The sequence below is a fragment of the Agrococcus terreus genome, from assembly GCF_014645235.1.
Classification (GTDB): domain Bacteria; phylum Actinomycetota; class Actinomycetes; order Actinomycetales; family Microbacteriaceae; genus Agrococcus; species Agrococcus terreus.
In genome coordinates this window covers 629,895-647,674 of record NZ_BMLM01000001.1, presented here as the reverse complement: position 1 = coordinate 647,674, position 17,780 = coordinate 629,895, and the positions used below count along the sequence as shown (strand labels likewise).

Here is a 17,780-nt window from a genome sequence, read left to right as displayed (position 1 = left end):
GCTGCGCGGGACTGTGGTCACAGAGCGCCCTGACGCGGCGCCGAAGCGGGCCATCTGTGACCACAGCGAGCAGCGCCACAGCGAGCAGCGCCACAGCGAGCAGCGCCACAGCGAGCAGCGCCGTAGCGACCAGCACCACAGGGAGCAGGGCGGCCGCGTTGCGGTCAGGGGCGGAGCGCCGCCTCGGCCATCGCGACGACGTTGGCGAGCAGCATGACGCGCGTCATGGGGCCGACCCCGCCCGGCACCGGCGAGCGCCAGCCGGCCACCGCGTCGACCGCGGGGTCGACGTCGCCGAGCAGGCGCACCTTCGACGAGCCGGGCACCGACGGGCCGCGGGTGATGCCGACGTCGAGCACGGCGGCGCCCGGCCGCACCCAGTCGGCGCGCACGAGCCCGGGCCGGCCGACGGCGGCGACGACGACGTCCGCCTCGCGCACGCGCGCCGCGAGGTCGGGCGTGCGGGAATGGCAGAGCGTGACCGTCGCGTCGATGCCGCGGCGCGTCAGCAGCAGGCCGAGCGGCCGGCCGACCGTGAGGCCGCGGCCGATGACCGCGACGTGCGCGCCCTCGAGCGGCACCCCGTGCCGGGCGAGCAGCTCGACGATGCCGGCGGGCGTGCATGGCAGGGGCGACGCGATGGGGCCGTCGACGCCGAGCACGAGCCGCCCGAGGTTCGTGGGGTGGAGGCCGTCGGCGTCCTTCGCGGGGTCGACGAGCTCGAGGCACGCGCGCTCGTCGATGCCGGGAGGCAGCGGCAGCTGCACCAGGAACCCGGTGACGCGCGGGTCGGCGTTCAGCGCCGCGATCGCGGCCGCGACGTCGGCCTGCGACGCATCGGCGGGCAGGGTCGCCTCGATCGACGCGATGCCCACCTCGGCGCAGTCGCGGTGCTTGCCGCGCACGTAGGAGGCGCTCGCCGGGTCGTCGCCCACGAGGAGCGTGCCCAGACCGGGGGCGGCGCCGCGCTCGCGCAGCGCCGCCACCCGTGCCCGGAGCTCGTCCTTGACGGCGGCCGCGGTCGCGACCCCGTCGAGGACGCGCGCGGTCACGCCTGGATGCTCGAGGGCAGCTCGTGCTCGACGGCCGGCTGGCCCGAGGGGCCGACGCCCGGGTAGAGCGGGAACGCGCCGGCGAGCGCAGCGACGCGGTCCCGGAGCGCGGCGAGGTCGGCGCCCGGCTGCAGCGCGAGCGCGATCACGTCGGCGACCTCGGTGAACTCCTCGTCGCCGAAGCCGCGCGTCGCGAGCGCGGGCGTGCCGATGCGGAGGCCCGACGTCACCATCGGCGGGCGCGGGTCGTTCGGGACCGCGTTGCGGTTGACCGTGATGCGGATCTCGTGCAGGAGGTCCTCGGCCTGCTTGCCGTCGATCGCGGCGTCGCGGAGGTCGACGAGCACGAGGTGCACGTCGGTGCCGCCCGAGCGCACCGAGATGCCCGCATCCGCCACGTCCTGCTGCTGCAGGCGCTCGGCGAGGATCTGCGCGCCGCGGATGGTGCGCTCCTGGCGCTCCTTGAACTCCTCGGTGGCGGCGAGCTTGAACGCCGTCGCCTTGGCGGCGATGACGTGCATGAGCGGGCCGCCCTGCTGGCCCGGGAAGACGGCCGAGTTCAGCGTCTTGGCGATGTCGTCGTCGTTCGTGAGGATGAAGCCCGAGCGGGGGCCGCCGATGGTCTTGTGCACCGTCGACGAGACGACGTGCGCGTGCGGCACGGGGCTCGGGTGGAGGCCCGCGGCGACGAGGCCCGCGAAGTGCGCCATGTCGACCCACAGCAGCGCGCCGACCTCGTCGGCGATCGCGCGGAAGGCCTCGAAGTCGAGCTGGCGGGGGTAGGCCGACCAGCCGGCGATGATCACCTTGGGCTTGTGCTCGACGGCGAGGCGGCGCACCTCGTCCATGTCGACGCGGCTCGTCTCGGCGTCGACGCCGTAGGCGACGATGTCGTAGAGGCGGCCCGAGAAGTTGATCTTCATGCCGTGCGTGAGGTGGCCGCCGTGGTCGAGCGAGAGGCCGAGGATGGTGTCGCCGGGGCGGGCGATCGCGTGCAGCACGGCCGCGTTGGCCGAGGCGCCCGAGTGCGGCTGCACGTTGGCGTGCTTCGAGCCGAACAGGGCCTTCGCGCGCTCGATCGCGAGCGACTCGGCGACGTCGACGTACTCGCAGCCGCCGTAGTAGCGGCGGCCGGGGTAGCCTTCGGCGTACTTGTTCGTGAGCACGGAGCCGGCCGACTCGAGGACGGCGACGGGCACGAAGTTCTCGCTCGCGATCATCTCGAGGTAGTCGCGCTGGCGGTCCAGCTCCTGCTGGAGCACCGCGGCGATCTCGGGATCGACCTCGGCGAGGGGGGCGTTGAACGTGCTGGGCAGGCGGTCGGTCACGGGTGCTCCTTCGCTTCGCGCACGGGCGGCGCACATCGGGGATGGACACTGCGGTGTCGCCCAGGCGCGCGGCTCGTGATCGGCCGCTCCCCGGTGGTGCTCCACCAATGCGCCAGTCACGGCCGGGTCCATCGTAGCCGCCGGGATGCGCTGCGGGAGGGATCCGGGTCTCGCGCCGTCACACGGATCGGCCGGCCGCGGCGGCGACCACGGACCGGTGCTCGACGCGTCCCCCCGATCCCCTACGATCGGTCGTAGACAATCTTACGATCTGACGGCAGGGAGTCCCGGTGGCAGCGCTCGAGACGGATGTGGTGGTGGTCGGCGCCGGCTCGGTCGGCAGCATGGCGGCCTGGCAGGCGGCCGCCCGCGGGCTCCGCGTGGTCGGCATCGACCGGTTCTCGATCCCCGGACCGTTCTCGGGCTACGGCGGCGAGTCGCGACTGTTCCGCAAGGTCTACGTCGAGGGCGGCCACTACGCGCCGCTGCTCGACCGCGCCGAGGCGCTGTGGCGCGAGCTCGAGGAGCGCAGCGGCGCCTCCCTCCTCCACACCGCCGGCGGCGCCGTCACCATCTACGACGAGCACAACCCCGCGCTCGGCCCGCTGCTCGCCGCCGGCGAGGCGCACGGCTACCCGCACGAGCTGCTCCGCGGCGACGAGGCCCGCGCGCGCTACCCCGAGCACGTCATCCGCGACGGCGATGTCACCGTCTTCGACCCCGCCGGCGGCTACCTCAGCTCGGAGAGGGCCGTCGTCGCGGCGCTCGCCGAGGCCGAGCGGCTCGGCGCCGCGTTCCTCGGCGACCGGAAGGCGCTCGTCGTCGAGCCGCACGGCGACCGCTGGCTCGTGCGCACCGACCGCGACGAGGTCGTCGCCGACCGCGTCATCCTCTCCCCCGGCACCGGCGCGGGGGCGCTGCTGTCGTCGCTCGGGATCCGGCTCGGCATCCGCCCGCAGGTGCTCACGTGGTTCCCGGTGCGCGAGCCCGGCGCCTTCACCCGCGAGGACCAGCCGGTGTTCATGCGCCGCTCCGAGGAGGAGGGCCGCGCCGACCGCGCGCGCTTCTACGGCTTCCCGAGCGCCGACGGCTTCACGGTGAAGGTCGCCGGCAGCGTCTACATGGACGAGGTGCCGTCGATGGAGCGGCCGATCGCCTGGGACCCCCACCACATCGACCCCGTGCGGTCGTGGGTGCGTGAGCTCCTGCCGAGCCTCGTGCCCGACCCGGTGCGGATCGCGGTCTGCGCCGACGGCTACACGGAGGACGGCGACGGCGTCGTGGGCGCGGTGCCCGGCATGCCGGGCGTCGTCGTCGCCGCGGGCTTCTCGGGGCACGGCTTCAAGATGGCGTCGTCGCTCGGCGCGGTCGCGGCCGAGCTCGCGCTCGACGGGGCGACCGCGACCGACGTCTGGTTCCTCGATCCCGCGCGCTTCGGCGGCGCGGAGCCGCGCGGCTCGCTCGCCCTCGGCTGAGGCGCTCAGCCTGCGGCGCGGGCGCGCCGGCGGCCGGCGAGCACGTCGCCGCCGACGAGCACGAGCGCCACGACGAGGCCCGCGCACAGCACCCACGGGAGCGCCTGGATGCCGACGCCGTCGAGCACGAGCGCGCCCAGCAGCGCGCCGCCGCCGATGCCGACGTTGAAGCCGGTCGTGTACCAGGCGGTCGCCTGCTGGAGCAGCCGCTCCGGCGTCGCCTGCAGCTGCCGCGTCTGCAGCAGGGCCGGCAGAGCGCCGAGCGCGAAGCCCCACACCAGCACCGCCGCGAACGTGAGCGGCAGGCTCCCTGCGGCGCCGAGCACCGCCATCGCCGCGATGCCGGCGGCCATCATCGAGAGCGTCGAGGCGGTGGGCCGGCGGCCGAGCCACAGGGCGATCGCGAGCACCGCGGCTGCGCCGACGGCACCGTAGGCGAACAGCGCGGGCGAGAGCCACGACTCCGGCAGGCCCGCGTGCTGCACGAGGAACGGCGACACGTAGGTGTACATCGCGTACTGGCCGAGCATCACGACCGTGGTCGAGACGATCGCGATCGCGACGCCCCGCACGCTCTTGCCGGGCTCCGGGATGGGGAGGGCGATGGATCCGGTGGAGGTCGTCGCCTGGTCCTTCAGGTGGTCGACGGCCGGCAGCAGCCGCCACACCGCCGCCGCGACCGCGAGGCAGACGATGCCGAACAGCGCGAACGACCAGCGCCAGCCGACGAGCTGGCCGAGCAGGGTCGCGAGCGGCAGGCCGAGCACGTAGGCGAACGAGCCGCCCGCCGAGGTGATCGCGACAGCCCGCGCCAGCTGCTGCGGCGGCACGAGGTAGGCGGCGTAGGCGCCGACGACCGTCCAGAAGATGCCGTGCGCGAGGCCGCCGAGCACGCGGAAGGCGATCGACCATCCGTAGTCGGGCGCGAGCGCCGAGCCGAAGGCGGAGCCCGCGAACACGAGCAGCACCGTGACGACGAGCAGGTGCCGCGGCACGCGCCGCGTGAGCCGGATGAGCGTCGTCGACGAGGCGACGACGGTGAACGCGAAGATCGTCACGAGCAGCCCCACGGCGCTCTCGGCGACGCCGAGCTCGCGGCTCATGGGCAGCAGGAGGCCCATCGGCAGCATCTCGACCGTGATGTTCGTGAAGATCGCGAGCGCCAGCACGAGCAGCGCCGCCATCGGGAAGCGCGCAGGGGCCTCGCGCCGCTGCTCCGTCGCCTGCCCGCTCACGACGGGACAGCCTAGCCGCGGGCCGCGCGCCTATGCTCGCGTCGTGCTGACCCCCGACGACATCGTCCATGTCCGCTTCGGTTCGACCCGGCTCTCCGCCGGCTACGAGCAGGACGAGGTGGACGACCTCCTCGACCGCGCCGTCGGCACCCTCCGCGGCCACCTCGAGGGCGACGGCGACGCGATCGACCTGCTCGCCGACGACGTCGCCTCGGCGTCCTTCACGACGACGCGCTTCCGCGAGGGCTACGCGATGCTGCCGGTCGACGACTTCCTGGCCCGCCTCGAGGCGACCCTCCGCGCTCACGAGCGCCGCGCATCCGGAGGCTCCGCCGCCTCGTAGGATCTCCTGGTGACCGCGAACCACTGGATCCTCTCGTTCGTGTGCGACGACCAGCCCGGCATCGTGCACGCGATCTCGGGCGCGATCGTCGACTGCGGCGGCAACATCACCGAGTCGCAGCAGTTCTCGTCCGCCGACACCGACCGCTTCTTCATGCGGCTGCAGGTCGAGGCCGAGGCCTCGCGCGCCGACTTCGAGGCGCGCCTCGCGCCCGTGGTCGAGCGGTACGGGATGCAGTGGCAGCTCGACGACGTCGGCCGCCCGCTGAAGACGCTCGTGCTGGTCTCGAAGGCCGCGCACTGCCTCAACGACATGCTCTTCCGGCAGCGCGCGGGCCAGCTCTCCGTCGAGATCCCGCTCGTCATGTCGAACCACCCCGACCTCGGCTCGCTCGCCGCGTTCTACGACGTGCCCTTCGAGCACGCGCCCGTCACCGACGCCGAGTCGAAGGCCGCGTTCGAGCGCCGCGTGCTCGAGGTCGTCGAGGCCGAGGGCATCGAGCTCGTCGTGCTCGCCCGCTACATGCAGGTGCTCTCGCCAGACCTGTGCGCCGCGCTCGAGGGCCGCGTCATCAACATCCACCACTCCTTCCTCCCCGGCTTCAAGGGCGCGAACCCGTACCGGCAGGCGCACGCGCGCGGCGTGAAGCTCATCGGCGCGACGGCGCACTTCGTGACGCCCGACCTCGACGAGGGGCCGATCATCGAGCAGGAGGTCGTGCGCGTCGACCACGCGGCGACGCCCGCGCAGCTCATCGCGATCGGCCAGGACGAGGAGTCGCGCACGCTCTCGCGTGCCGTGCAGTGGTTCGCGGAGGACCGCGTGCTGCTCGACGGGCAGCGCACCATCATCTTCCGCTGACGAGCGGCAGCGGTCGGAGATCCGTTCCACTTCGACACGCGCTGTTCACCGACACGCCGGGCACGCGTCACAGGGGATCGCTAGGTTGGCGAACGACCCCCTGCACCCCGACGGAGTGGAACCATGCACGCACGCACGCTGCTCGGCGCCGGTTCGGCTGTCGCGATCGCCCTGACCGGGCTCGTCGCGGCACCCGCACACGCGGCCGAGCCACCGGTCATCAACGAGTTCAACGCCGACATCGACGGCACCGACGCGCACGAGTTCGTCGAGGTGCTCGCCGCCCCCGGCACCGACCTCTCCGGCCATTCGATCGTCATCGTCGAGGGCGACGAGAACAGCAACCAGGGCAAGGTGCTGCGCGCCGACGCCGTCCCGGCCGCGAACGCCGAGGGCTTCGCCGTCGTCCAGTACCCGGTCAACGGCATCCAGAACGGCTCCGCCTCGTTCCTGCTCGTCGAGGGCGACGCGCCCGCGGCGGGCACCGTCGTCGACGGCGACAAGGACGGCCAGCTCGACGCCGGCCTCGCGTTCACGGTCGTCGACGCCGTCGGCGTGCACGACGGCGGCGCGAGCGACCTCGCCTGGGGCACCGTCCTCGAGCGGGACTTCGACGGGCGCGGCGCGACCGTCGGCGGCGCGAGCCGCATCGCCGACGGCACCGACACCGACAGCCCCAGCGACTGGGTGCGCAACGACTTCCACGGCGCCGGCCTGCCCGACCGCCCCGGTACGCCCGAGGCCGGCGAGGCCTTCCACACCCCCGGCGCACCGAACCGCATCGTCGAGGCGGGCGACCCCGGCGATGAGGAGCCGCCCGTCGTCGGCACCTGCGACGCCGACGCCGTCACCATCGGATCCGTCCAGGGCTCGGGTGCGTCCACCCCGGTCTCGGGCCAGGCTGTCACCATCCGCGGCACCGTGACCGGCGACCACCAGAGCGGCGGCTTCAACGGCATCACCGTGCAGGACGCCGGCGACGGCGACCCCGCCACGAGCGACGGCATCTTCGTCTACGCGCCCGGCGCCCCCGACGTCTCGGCCGGCGATCTCGTGCAGGTCACGGGCACCGCGACCGAGCACTTCGGCATGACGCAGCTGGCGAGCGCCACGATCGTCGACTGCGGCGAGGCCGGACCGGTCATCGCCCCCGTCGAGCTCGAGCTGCCGATCGACGACCACGAGCGCTTCGAGAGCATGCTCGTCACGCTCCCGCAGGAGCTGTCGATCCTCGAGTACTACGACTACGGCCGATACGGCCAGGTCGTCGTGGGCACCGACCGCCAGTTCCAGCCGACGCAGGTCGCCGCGCCCGGCTCGGCCCAGGCCGCCGCCATCGCCACGGCGAACGCCGCGAATCGCATCACGATCGACGACGGCCGCTCGTCGCAGAACCCCGACCCGGCCATCCACCCCGGCAACCTCGAGGAGTTCACCCTCGAGAACGGGTTCCGCGGCGGCGACACGATCACCGGCATCACCGGCGTGCTCGACTACCGCTTCGACACCTGGGCGATCCAGCCCACGGGAGCCGGCACCTACGCGGCCGTCAACGAGCGCCCCGCGGCGCCGTCGATCGAGGGCGCCACGCTCGAGGTCTCGTCGTTCAACGTGCTGAACTACTTCACGACGCTCGGCAGCCGCGGCGCCATCACCGCCGAGGAGCTCGAGCGCCAGGAGGCGAAGATCGTCGCCGCGATCACCGAGCTCGACTCCGCGATCGTGGGCCTGCTCGAGATCGAGAACAACGACGGCGCAGCCCTCGACACGCTCGTCGCGGCGCTGAACGCCGAGGCCGACGACGCCGACCGCTGGGCCGGCATCGAGACCGGCGACCTCGGGACCGACGAGATCACGACCGCGCTCATCTACCAGCCCGCGCTCGTCGCGCCGGCCGGCGAGCACGCCGTGCTCGACGAGACCGTCGACCCGCGCTTCGACACCTCCCGCAACCGCCCCGCCCTCGCGCAGTCGTTCGTCGACCTCGCGAGCGACCAGGTGCTCACCGTCGCGGTGAACCACCTGAAGTCGAAGGGCTCGGCGTGCGAGGGCGACTCCGGCACGCCGGAGCAGGGCAACTGCAACGCCGTCCGCACCCAGGCGGCCGCCGCGCTCGCCGACTGGCTGGCCGGCGACCCGACCGGTGCGGGCGCAGACGGCTCGCTCATCATCGGCGACCTCAACTCCTACGCGAACGAGGACCCGATCACGACGCTCGAGGCGGCCGGCTGGACCGACCTGCTCGAGGCGTTCCAGGGCGACGAGGCGTACACGTACGTCTTCGACGGGATGCTCGGCACGCTCGACTACGGCCTGGCCGACGAGGCGCTCGCGCCGCACGTCGTGGGCACCGAGGCGTGGCACGCGAACGCCGACGAGGTGAGCCTCATCGACTACTCGATGCAGTTCAAGCAGCCGGCGCAGGACGCGCTCTTCGCGCCCGACCCCTACCGCGCCAGCGACCACGATGCCGTCGTCATCGGCCTCGACCTGACTGCCGACGAGCCCGAGGTCCCCGGCCCAGGCACGGGCGGCGGGCACCCGGTGCACGGCGACGACCACCCCGGCCACGGCTCGAACCACCCGGTGTTCGGCGAAGGCGGCCACCCCGGCAAGGGGAAGGGCCCCCGCGGCGGCCCCTTCGTCCGCTGATCCGCCCCTGACGAGGGCCGCGTCCCGAGCCGCGAGGCTCGAGGCGGGGCCCTCGCCGCATCACTGGAAGTCGCGCGAGCGCGGGCTCGGCACGTCGAAGCGGTCGAGCCGGTCGGCGAGCAGCGCCACCACCCCCTCGGGCGTGCGCTGCAGCATCCCCCGCACCACGAGCGCGGGCGCGTGCCGCGCGACCTGCCGCGCGTGCATCCACAGCCCCTTCGAGACGATGACGTTGAGCATCCCCGTCTCGTCCTCGAGGTTCATGAAGGTGACGCCCTGCGCGGTGCGCGGGCGCTGCCGGTGCGTGACGATGCCGGCGGCCTCGATGCGACGGCCGGGCTCGGCGCGCGCGAGCGACTCGATGGGCAGCACGCCGCGCGCGTCGAGCATCGCCCGCGCGTGCCGCACCGGATGGTCGTCGGTCGCGACGCCCGTCGACCACACGTCGAGCGCAACCTGCTCCTCGGCCGTGAGCAGCGGCAGCAGCGGCACCTCGAGCGACACCTGCGAGCCCTCGAGCTGGTCCTCCCGCTCGGTCGAGGCGGGCCCGGCGAGCCACAGCCCCTCGCGGCGGCCGACGCCCAGCGCCTCGAGCGCGCCCGCCGTCGCGAGCGCCTCCAGCTCGCCGCGGTCGAGCTCGGCGCGGCGGGCGAGGTCGTGCAGGTCGCGCAGCGGCCGCTCCTCCCGCGCCGCCACGATCCGCGCCGCCGACGCCGCACCGAGGCCCGCGACCTCGGTGAGGCCCATCCGCACCGCGAGGCCCGCGTCCCGGCGGTGCCGCTCGCGCATCCGCCGCGTCTCGGTCGCCTCGCGCGGCACGGGCGGCTGCACGCGGTCGAGGCACGAGAGGTCGCCGGCACGGCGCTCGCCGTGCACCTCGAGGCCCGCCTCGGCGCCCGAGCGCACGACGCACGGCCGGAGCGTCTCCACCCCGTGCCGGGCGGCGTCGGCGACGAGCGACGCCGACGACCAGAAGCCCATCGGCTGGCTGCGCAGCAGCCCCGCGAGGAACGCCGCCGGGTAGTGCAGCTTCAACCAGGAGGAGGCGTAGACGAGCTTGCCGAACGCGAGCGAGTGCGACTCCGCGAAGCCGAAGCCCGCGAACGCCTCGATCTTGCGGTAGATCGCCTCGCCCACGTCGGGCGCGATGCCGTTCGCCGCCATGCCCTCGAACAGCTTCGCCTTCAGCGCCTCGATGCGCTCCTTCGAGCGCTTCGAGCCGATGGCGCGCCGCAGCTGATCGGCCTCGCCCGCGTCGAAGCCGCCGACGGCGACCGACATCTGCATGAGCTGCTCCTGGAAGAGCGGCACCCCGAGGGTGCGCTCGAGCACGGGCACGAGCAGCGGATGCGCGTACGTGATCGGCTCGGTGCCCGCGCGTCGGCGCAGGTACGGGTGCACGGCGTCGCCCTGGATGGGGCCGGGGCGGATGAGCGCGATCTCGACCACGAGGTCGTAGAAGCAGCGCGGCTTCAGCCGCGGCAGGGTCGCCATCTGGGCGCGCGACTCCACCTGGAAGACGCCCACCGCATCCCCCTCGCAGAGCATGTCGTAGACGCCCGCCTCCTCGGCGGGGATCGTCGCGAGCGTCCACCGCTCCCCCGTGTGCTCGGCCGCGAGGTCGAGCGTGTGCGAGAGCGCGCCGAGCATGCCGAGGCCCAGCAGGTCGAACTTCACGAGCCCCATCCACTCGCAGTCGTCCTTGTCCCACTGCAGCACCGTGCGGCCCTCCATGCGGGCCGGCTCGATGGGGCAGACGCCGCCGACCGGCTCCTCGGTGAGCACCATGCCGCCCGAGTGGATGCCGAGGTGGCGCGGGGCGTGGAGCAGCTCGCCCGCGAGGTCGGTGACCTCCTGCGGGATGCCCTCCACGTCGGGCCTCGAGTACGACTCGACCGACTTCGACCACGCGTTCTGCTGCCCGACCGCGTAGCCGAGCGCCTTCGCCGCATCCCGCACCGCCGACTTCGGCCGATAGGTGATGACGTTCGCGACCTGCGCGGCGTTGCGGCGGCCGTAGCGCTCGTAGACGTGCTGGATGACCTCCTCGCGGCGGCCGGCGTCGAAGTCGATGTCGATGTCGGGCTCCTCCTCGCGCATCATCGAGATGAAGCGCTCGAAGGGCAGCCGGTAGAGGATCGGGTCGACGGCCGTGATGCCGAGGATGAAGCAGACGGCGCTCGCCACGGCGCTGCCGCGCCCCTGGCAGAGGATGCCGCGGGAGTGCGCGAAGTCGGCGATCTCGAAGACGATGAGGAAGTAGCCGGCGAAGCCCTTCTGCTCGATGAGTCCCAGCTCGTGGTCGAGCCGGCGGGCCACGTGCTCCTCGACGCGGCCGTCGGCGGTCGGGTAGACGCGCGGGAGGCGCTCGGCGACGAGCGATCGCAGCCACGACATCTGCGTGTGCCCCTCGGGCACCTCGGTGGCGGGCAGTCGCGGGGATGCGGCGCGCAGGTCGAAGGCGAGCTCGCGGCCGAGCGCGGCCGCCTCGGCGACGACGCCCGGGAAGGCGGCGAAGCGGCGCGCCATGACGGCGCCCGAGCGCAGCGACGGCACGCCGCCCGCGGGCAGCCAGGCGTCGAGCTCGTCGATGGAGCGGCGGGCGCGCACGGCGGCGACGGCGTCGCCGAGGTGCTGGCGGCGCGGGGAGGCGATGTGGGCGTTCGTCGTGGCGATCGCGCGCAGCCGGAGGTCGCCGGCGAGCCCCGCGAGGGCGCGGTTGCGCTCGAAGTCGCGCGGGTCGCCGACGTCGCTCAGCTCGACGACGACGCGGTCGCGGCCGAAGAGCGCGACGAGCCGGTCGAGCTCGGCGCGCGCGGCATCCGCCCCACCCGCCTCGAGCGCCTGGCGCACCGCACCCTTCCGGCATCCGGAGAGCACGAGCCACTCGCCGCGCGCCGTCTCGGCGAGCCGCTCGAGCTCGAAGACCGGCCGGCCCTTCTCGCCCGGCTCGCCGTAGCGGTCGACGGCGAGGTAGCCGTCGGTGAGCGCCGTCGCGAGCGCCGAGTAGCCGCTCGGACCGGTCGCGAGCGCCACGAGGTGGCTGCCCTCGGGGTCGGGCACGCCGTTCTGCGGTGCCGAGAGGCCGAGCGAGAACTCGGTGCCGAGGACGGTCGGCAGCCCGGCCTCCGCCGCGGCCTCGGCGAACCGGACCGCGCCGTAGAGGCCGTCGTGGTCGACGAGCGCGAGCGCCTCGAGCCCGAGCGCGCGCGCCTCGTTCACGAGCTCGGCGGGGCTCGAGGCGCCGTCGAGGAACGAGTAGTGGGAGTGCGCGTGCAGCTCGGCATAGGGGGTCGCGGCGCCCGCGGCCGGCACGCGGACGCGCGGTCGCCGCGCGTCGTCGGCCTCGGCCGCCGCGGGTCCCGCCGCGCGCCCGGAGCCGACGTCGCGGTCGGACAGGATGCCCTCGAGCTCGCGCCAGGGCATCGCCGGGTTGTTCCAACCGGCCATCGCTCCTCCTCTCCCCCTTGTCCTGGTCCTGGTCTCAACCGGCCAGCCGGTCGGGCATCCACCTCAGCTCGATGCCCGACCGCTGGCCCGGTCGAGATCGGGCGGTCACGTGTAGCAGCCCTCCGCGAGCCAGGCGCCGTCAGCGTGCAGCAGCACCCACGCGTCGCCCTCGCCGTCGAGCAGCTGGATGCGGTGCACGACGTCGCCGAGCTCGCGCCGCCGGATGGGCCACGGCCCCGCCCACGCCACCACGCGGCGCGGTCCGGATGAGGGCGCCCCGGATGCGGGCGGCGCGAACCGGACGGGCGCGCCCTCGCGCGCGTCGAGCACCGCGGCCTCGACGGGCTCGCCCGCCTCGCCGAGCAGCCGCACCGGCAGCGGCGGCCGGAAGACGGTCGCGGGGCGCGGCGGCGGGAGCGCACCCGGCCACGGCCCTTGCGCCCGCACCGCCGGCGCGTCGCCCCAGGGCGTGAGCACGCCGCGCTCGGCGAGCAGCCGCCCGCCACCGGGCGCCGCGGTGAGCACCGCCTCGCGGCCGAGCATGCCCTGCAGCCGCTCGAGCGCGTGCTTCGCGCGGTCGTCGATGCCCCCGCCGCCCCACAGGCCCGGCATGTGCTCGGCGTCCTGGTCGAGCCGCTCGGGCAGCGCCTGCACCTCGACGAGCGCCGAGCCGAGGTCGCTCTCGGCCAGCTGCCACCGCATCCGGTCGACGATGTCGGGCGCGCGCAGGAAGCCGGGCTGGCGCCACAGCCGCTCGCTGATGCGGCCCTCCTCGCCGCGCAGCACGATGCGGATCTCGCTGCACACGAGGCGCGCCTCGGCGAGCTGCCGCACGAACCGCTCGACGGGCTCGCGCACCGCGAGCGCGAGCTCCGCCGTGCCCTCGATGCCGGGCTCGAACTCGAGCCGCAGCACCCGCTCCTCGCCGATGCCCGGATCGTCGACCCCTCGGTCGTCGAGCCCCCGCGCACGGGCGAGCGCCACGAGGCCGGCCTCGCCGAAGCGGTCGCGCACGCTCGCCTCGGGCAGCTGCGCGAACCCGCCCAGCGTGTGCACGCCGAGCCGGTGGAGCATGCCGGGCAGCTCGCCGTCGCCGAGCACGGAGACCGGGAGGCCCGCGAGGAAGGCCGCGCTGCCGCCGGGCGGCACGATCGCGGCGCCGCCCGATGCGCCGCCCGCGGCGGCGGCGAGCTCGGCCGCGAACCGGTCGTCGGCGACCCCGAGCGCCACCTGCAGCCCGAGCGGCGCGAGCGCCTCCCGCAGCGCCTCGAGCGCGCGGGGCTCGGAGCCGTAGAAGCGGCTCGCGCCGCGCATCCGGAGGACGAGGCCGCCGTCGCCGATCGGCTCCGCGACGGGCACGACCGCGAGCACCGCGCGCAGCACCCGCTCGAACGCGAGGGCCTCGCCGACCGGGTCGGCGGGGGCGAGCGCGAGCATCGGCGACGCCGCCTGCGCGTCGCGCACCCGCATGCCGGGCCGCACGCCGTCTGCCCTGGCGCCCTCGTCGCACGCGACGATGCGCAGCGCGTGCACCACGGCGCCAGGCGCGCCCGATGCGCCACCGGCGGGCAGCGCGCCCGTCTGCCGGGCCACCACCACCGGCCAGTCCGGCACCCGCAGCACGCCGAGCCGCCGCCCGCCCGGGCGCCTCGGCGACGTCGACGCCGCGCCCGGCCGTGCCGGCCGGGTGGTGCTGCTCGTCTGCTCGATCCCCACGGTCCATGATCGAACATACGTTCGATCCTGCGCAAGCCACCGCCGTGCGGCGTGGCGCGGCGAGGCGCGGGATGCCGCTCGGGCATCCCGCGCCAGGCCGTGGATCAGCTGCCGAGCATCACCGCGTCGACCGCGTGCGGCGACCGACGAGCGTCAGCATCGCGCCGAGCAGCAGCAGCGCGAGGGCGGGCAGCAGCAGACCGGTCACCGAGGCGCCGGTCTGCGGCAGCATCGCCTCCGCACCCGCGGAGGCGTCGCGCTGCACGGGCAGGTCGGCCTTCGGGTCGTCCATCTCGGACCCCGGCTCACCGGGCCCACCGGGCTCACCCGGCATGCCGGGCGCACCGGGCTCACCAGGCGTGCCCGGCTCACCGGGCGCACCGGGCTCACCAGGCGTACCCGGCTCACCGGGCGTGCCGGGCTCACCGGGCGCACCCGGCTCACCGGGCGTGCCGGGCTCACCGGGCGTACCCGGCTCACCGGGCGTGCCGGGCTCACCGGGCGTGCCGGGCTCACCGGGCGTACCCGGCTCACCGGGCGTGCCGGGCTCACCGGGCGTACCCGGCTCAGCGGCCGCGGCGCAGTCGCCCGACCCCGCGTCTCCCAGGATGCCGACCGCGTTGCAGCCCACCACGATGGGCAGCTGGACGCCGATGTCCCCGACGATGCCACCGAGGAGGCCATCACCACCGGTCCCGACCGAACCCGAACCGCTGCCGGGCATCGTCGTCGAACCCGACGTCGAGCCCTCGCTCACCGCGTCACCGACCACGCCGACCGCGTTGCCGCCGACCGTCACGGGCAGCTGCACGTCGACGTCGCCGACGATCCCACCGAGGAGGCCATCACCACCGGTCCCGACCGAACCCGAACCGCTGCCGGGCATCGTCGTCGAACCCGACGTCGAGCCCTCGCTCACCGCGTCGCCGACCACGCCGACAGCGTTCCCGCCGACCGTGATCGGAGCCGCGACATCCACGTCGCCGACGATGCCGTCGAGCAGGCCATCATCGCCCGTGCTGGACGAGCCCGAACCCGTCGAACCCGTCATCGAGCCCGAGGTCGAGCCCTCGCTCACGGCGTCGCCGATCACGCCGACAGCGTTCCCGCCGACCGTGATGGGCGCCGCAGCGTCGACGTCGCCGACGATGCCGCCGAGGATGCCGTCATCGCCCGAGCTCGACGAGCCCGAACCCGTCGAACCCGTCATCGACCCCGAGGTCGAGCCCTCGCTCACCGCGTCGCCGACCACGCCGACAGCGTTCCCGCCGACCGTGATGGGCGCCGCAGCGTCGACGTCGCCCACCAGGCCGCCGAGGACGCCGTCATCGCCCGAGCTCGACGAGCCCGAACCCGTCGAACCCGTCATCGACCCCGAGGTCGAGCCCTCGCTCACCGCGTCGCCGACCACGCCGACCGCGTTGCCGCCGACCGTGATGGGCGCCGCAGCGTCGACGTCGCCGACGATGCCGCCGAGGATGCCGTCATCGCCCGAGCTCGACGAGCCCGAACCGGAGCCGGTCGTCGCCTCCGACGACGCGAGCGAGCCCTCGCTCCACGCGTCGCCCGCGACGCCGACGGCGTTGCCGCCGACGACCACCGGCGCGACCGCGTCGAGGTCGAGCAGGCCGCCCGAGAGCAGCCCGTCGTCGCCGGAGGTCGAGCCGGTCGAGCCGCCGGTCGACGCCTCCGCGCCCGTCGACGAGCCCTCGCTCGACGCGTCGCCGAGCACGCCGACGGCGTTGCCGCCGACGACGATCGGCGCCGCCACGTCGCCGAGCACCTGCGTGCCCGACAGCAAGCCGTCGTCGCCCGAGGTGGTCGCCGTGCCGCTCGAGCCCGAGCTGCTGGAGGCCGTGGCCTCCGAGCCCTCGCTCGTCGCGTCGCCGAGCACGCCGATCGCGTTGCCCGAGACCGTCACGGGCGCCGCGACGTCGATGACGCCCTGGATGCCCGAGGCGATGCCGTCGTCGCCCGAGGTGGTCGCGGGGCCGCTCGAGCCGCTGCTCGAGGACGTCGCCTCGGAGCCGTGGCTGGTCGCGTCGCCGGCGACGCCGATCGCGTTGCCCGAGACCGTCACCGGTGCGGCGACCGACACGAGTGCGGCGTTCCCCGACAGCAGGCCGTCGAGGCCCGAGGTCGAGACGCCCGCCGACGGCTGCGTGGCCGACGACTCCGATGATGCGCCGGTCGACGACGCGTCGCCGGCGACGCCGACGGCGTTGCCGCCGATGGTGATCGGCAGCGAGACGCCCACCACCGCCTGGTTCTCCGATCCGACGCCGCCGTGGTCGTCGGTCCCTGCGGCACTGGCGACGCCGGTGCCTGCGGCCCAGAGGCCTCCCGCGAGCGCTGTCACGTACAGCGCCCGCACTGCGAGCTTGTTCATGGTTCCATTCCCTTTCGACTGAGTGATCCGCCATCCCGGTCCGGGACGGCTGCTGCCGCGCGATGGCGCGGTGCCGGGATCGCTCAGTCGGGGCTGGAGCCGGGCTCCTCTGCGAGGGAACCGGGGGCGCGATCGTGCTCGATCGCACAGGCCTCGCCGCCCGCGATCGCGAGCTCGAGGTGGTCTGCGGCGTCTGCGGCGGAGGCGGCAGCGCCGCCGCCCGCACCGCTCGAGCCGGTCGGCGCGCCGGACGGCGCGGGCAGCATGCCATGGCGGCCGCCGTGCCCGTCGCCGTCGTTCAGCGCGCGCTCCTGCGAGGCGTCGGCCTCGATGGCCTCCTCGGACGCGCTCGGCGCCTCGGTCGGCCCGACGGCGCGCAGCGCGAACGGCACGGTGGTCACCGCACGCCGCGCATCGCCCTCGGTCTCCGCCGGGGCAGGCTCGGGGAGCATCTCGGCCGCCGGATCGTCCGCGTCCTGCGCAGGATCGGCGGGCGCGACCTCCTCGGGGTCCGTGGTGTCCGGGCCGCTCGGACTCGGCGCTCCTGCGCCCGGCTGCTCGGCGCCGGGGTCGCTCGCCCCGGGCGCGCCGGGCGCGGGCACGACGACGTCGACCACCGGTGCGACCGCGTCGGCCACCGGCTCGACGACGCCGCGGACGGGCTCCTCGCCGAGCAGGTCGTCGACGACCGGGAGCGCGCCGACAGCGCGGTCGACGGTGCCGACGACAGGGTCGACGACGTCGCCGACGAGCTCGCGGACCGGGGTGGTCACGGGCTCGAGCGGGGCGACGACCGGCGCCACGACGGGTCGTACGACGTCGACGACCGGCTCGACCGCCGTGGCGACGGGAGCCGTCACCTGCACGGGCACGTCGAGCACCCGCTCGACCACGGGCGCGACGGGCCGCACCACCGGCTCCGTCACGGGCCGCACCGCGGCCTCGACGGGCCGGAGGCCGCGGTCGACCTCGTGCAGCACCTGGTCGACGGGATCGAGGACGACCTCGACGCCGGAGCCGGCGGTGTGGGCGACGTCGTGGACGATCCCCGAGAGGAGGCCTCTCGGCTCGTCCTCCGACGCGCTCGCGGCGGACCCGCCGAGCAGGAGGCCGATGCCCACGACGCCGATCGATGCGGCACCGGATGCGAGCGCGAGGCGCACCACGCGGGTCGTGAACCTTGCGGTCGCCCCCATGTCGCACCTCCGAAGTCGTGACTCATCGGACCGTCTTGCCCAGCACCGTACCTGGGGATCGCGAAGATGTGAAGACCCCTCAG

The 17,780-nt window shown here is 74.7% G+C and carries 11 protein-coding genes and 1 riboswitch; of the genes, 4 read left to right on the top strand and 7 right to left on the bottom strand.

Annotation, left to right across the window (positions count from 1 at the left end; translation table 11 throughout):
- Positions 1–164: 164 nt before the first annotated feature.
- Both IEW90_RS03185 and glyA read right to left on the bottom strand, forming a co-directional pair.
- Complete coding sequence (locus IEW90_RS03185) at positions 165–1,052, bottom strand: bifunctional methylenetetrahydrofolate dehydrogenase/methenyltetrahydrofolate cyclohydrolase (RefSeq protein WP_188715945.1); 888 nt, start codon at positions 1,050–1,052, stop codon at positions 165–167.
- Positions 1,049–2,380, bottom strand: a complete 1,332-nt coding sequence (glyA, locus tag IEW90_RS03180; RefSeq protein WP_308421849.1) for a serine hydroxymethyltransferase — start codon at positions 2,378–2,380, stop codon at positions 1,049–1,051. Before glyA ends, IEW90_RS03185 begins: the two co-directional genes overlap by 4 nt.
- Positions 2,381–2,431: 51 nt before the next feature.
- Positions 2,432–2,510: riboswitch (ZMP/ZTP riboswitch) on the bottom strand.
- Between the two features lie 160 nt (positions 2,511–2,670).
- Here glyA and solA point away from each other — a divergent pair.
- Positions 2,671–3,855: an N-methyl-L-tryptophan oxidase gene (gene solA / locus IEW90_RS03175; RefSeq protein WP_188715941.1), complete on the top strand. Its 1,185-nt coding sequence runs from the start codon at positions 2,671–2,673 to the stop codon at positions 3,853–3,855.
- A 5-nt stretch (positions 3,856–3,860) separates the two neighbouring features.
- Here solA and IEW90_RS03170 read toward each other — a convergent pair whose 3' ends face one another.
- On the bottom strand, positions 3,861–5,090 hold the full coding sequence (locus IEW90_RS03170; RefSeq protein WP_188715939.1) for an MFS transporter: 1,230 nt from the start codon (positions 5,088–5,090) through the stop codon (positions 3,861–3,863).
- A gap of 43 nt (positions 5,091–5,133) precedes the next feature.
- Here IEW90_RS03170 and IEW90_RS03165 point away from each other — a divergent pair, with 43 nt between their 5' ends.
- The 3 genes from IEW90_RS03165 (at position 5,134) to IEW90_RS03155 (ending at position 8,946) form a co-directional block, all read left to right on the top strand.
- Positions 5,134–5,433: a DivIVA domain-containing protein gene (locus IEW90_RS03165; RefSeq protein WP_188718008.1), complete on the top strand. Its 300-nt coding sequence runs from the start codon at positions 5,134–5,136 to the stop codon at positions 5,431–5,433.
- A gap of 6 nt (positions 5,434–5,439) precedes the next feature.
- Complete coding sequence (gene purU / locus IEW90_RS03160; protein WP_188718007.1) at positions 5,440–6,294, top strand: formyltetrahydrofolate deformylase; 855 nt, start codon at positions 5,440–5,442, stop codon at positions 6,292–6,294.
- Positions 6,295–6,417: 123 nt separating this feature from the next.
- Positions 6,418–8,946, top strand: coding sequence for an ExeM/NucH family extracellular endonuclease (locus IEW90_RS03155; protein WP_188715938.1), 2,529 nt, complete (start codon positions 6,418–6,420; stop codon positions 8,944–8,946).
- A gap of 60 nt (positions 8,947–9,006) precedes the next feature.
- Here the strand turns inward: IEW90_RS03155 and IEW90_RS03150 are convergent, their stop codons facing one another.
- From IEW90_RS03150 to IEW90_RS03130, 4 genes are all read right to left on the bottom strand, one after another.
- Positions 9,007–12,396, bottom strand: a complete 3,390-nt coding sequence (locus IEW90_RS03150) for an error-prone DNA polymerase (RefSeq protein WP_188715937.1) — start codon at positions 12,394–12,396, stop codon at positions 9,007–9,009.
- Positions 12,397–12,501: 105 nt separating this feature from the next.
- Positions 12,502–14,112, bottom strand: coding sequence for a DNA polymerase Y family protein (locus IEW90_RS03145; protein WP_188715936.1), 1,611 nt, complete (start codon positions 14,110–14,112; stop codon positions 12,502–12,504).
- 118 nt (positions 14,113–14,230) lie between these two features.
- Entirely contained in the window at positions 14,231–16,501 is a 2,271-nt protein-coding gene (locus tag IEW90_RS13790) for a collagen-like triple helix repeat-containing protein (RefSeq protein ID WP_229679467.1), read from the bottom strand.
- A gap of 83 nt (positions 16,502–16,584) precedes the next feature.
- Entirely contained in the window at positions 16,585–17,697 is a 1,113-nt protein-coding gene (locus tag IEW90_RS03130; RefSeq protein WP_188715933.1) for a hypothetical protein, read from the bottom strand.
- Positions 17,698–17,780: the final 83 nt, after the last annotated feature.

Bases quoted from the DNA above. Each gene is read 5' to 3' on its own strand.
- IEW90_RS03150 (WP_188715937.1), bottom strand. From the start codon at position 12,396: ATGGCCGGTTGGAACAACCCGGCGATGCCCTGGCGCGAGCTCGAGGGC.
- IEW90_RS03155 (WP_188715938.1), top strand. From the start codon at position 6,418: ATGCACGCACGCACGCTGCTCGGCGCCGGTTCGGCTGTCGCGATCGCC.
- IEW90_RS03130 (WP_188715933.1), bottom strand. From the start codon at position 17,697: ATGGGGGCGACCGCAAGGTTCACGACCCGCGTGGTGCGCCTCGCGCTC.
- IEW90_RS13790 (WP_229679467.1), bottom strand. From the start codon at position 16,501: ATGAACAAGCTCGCAGTGCGGGCGCTGTACGTGACAGCGCTCGCGGGA.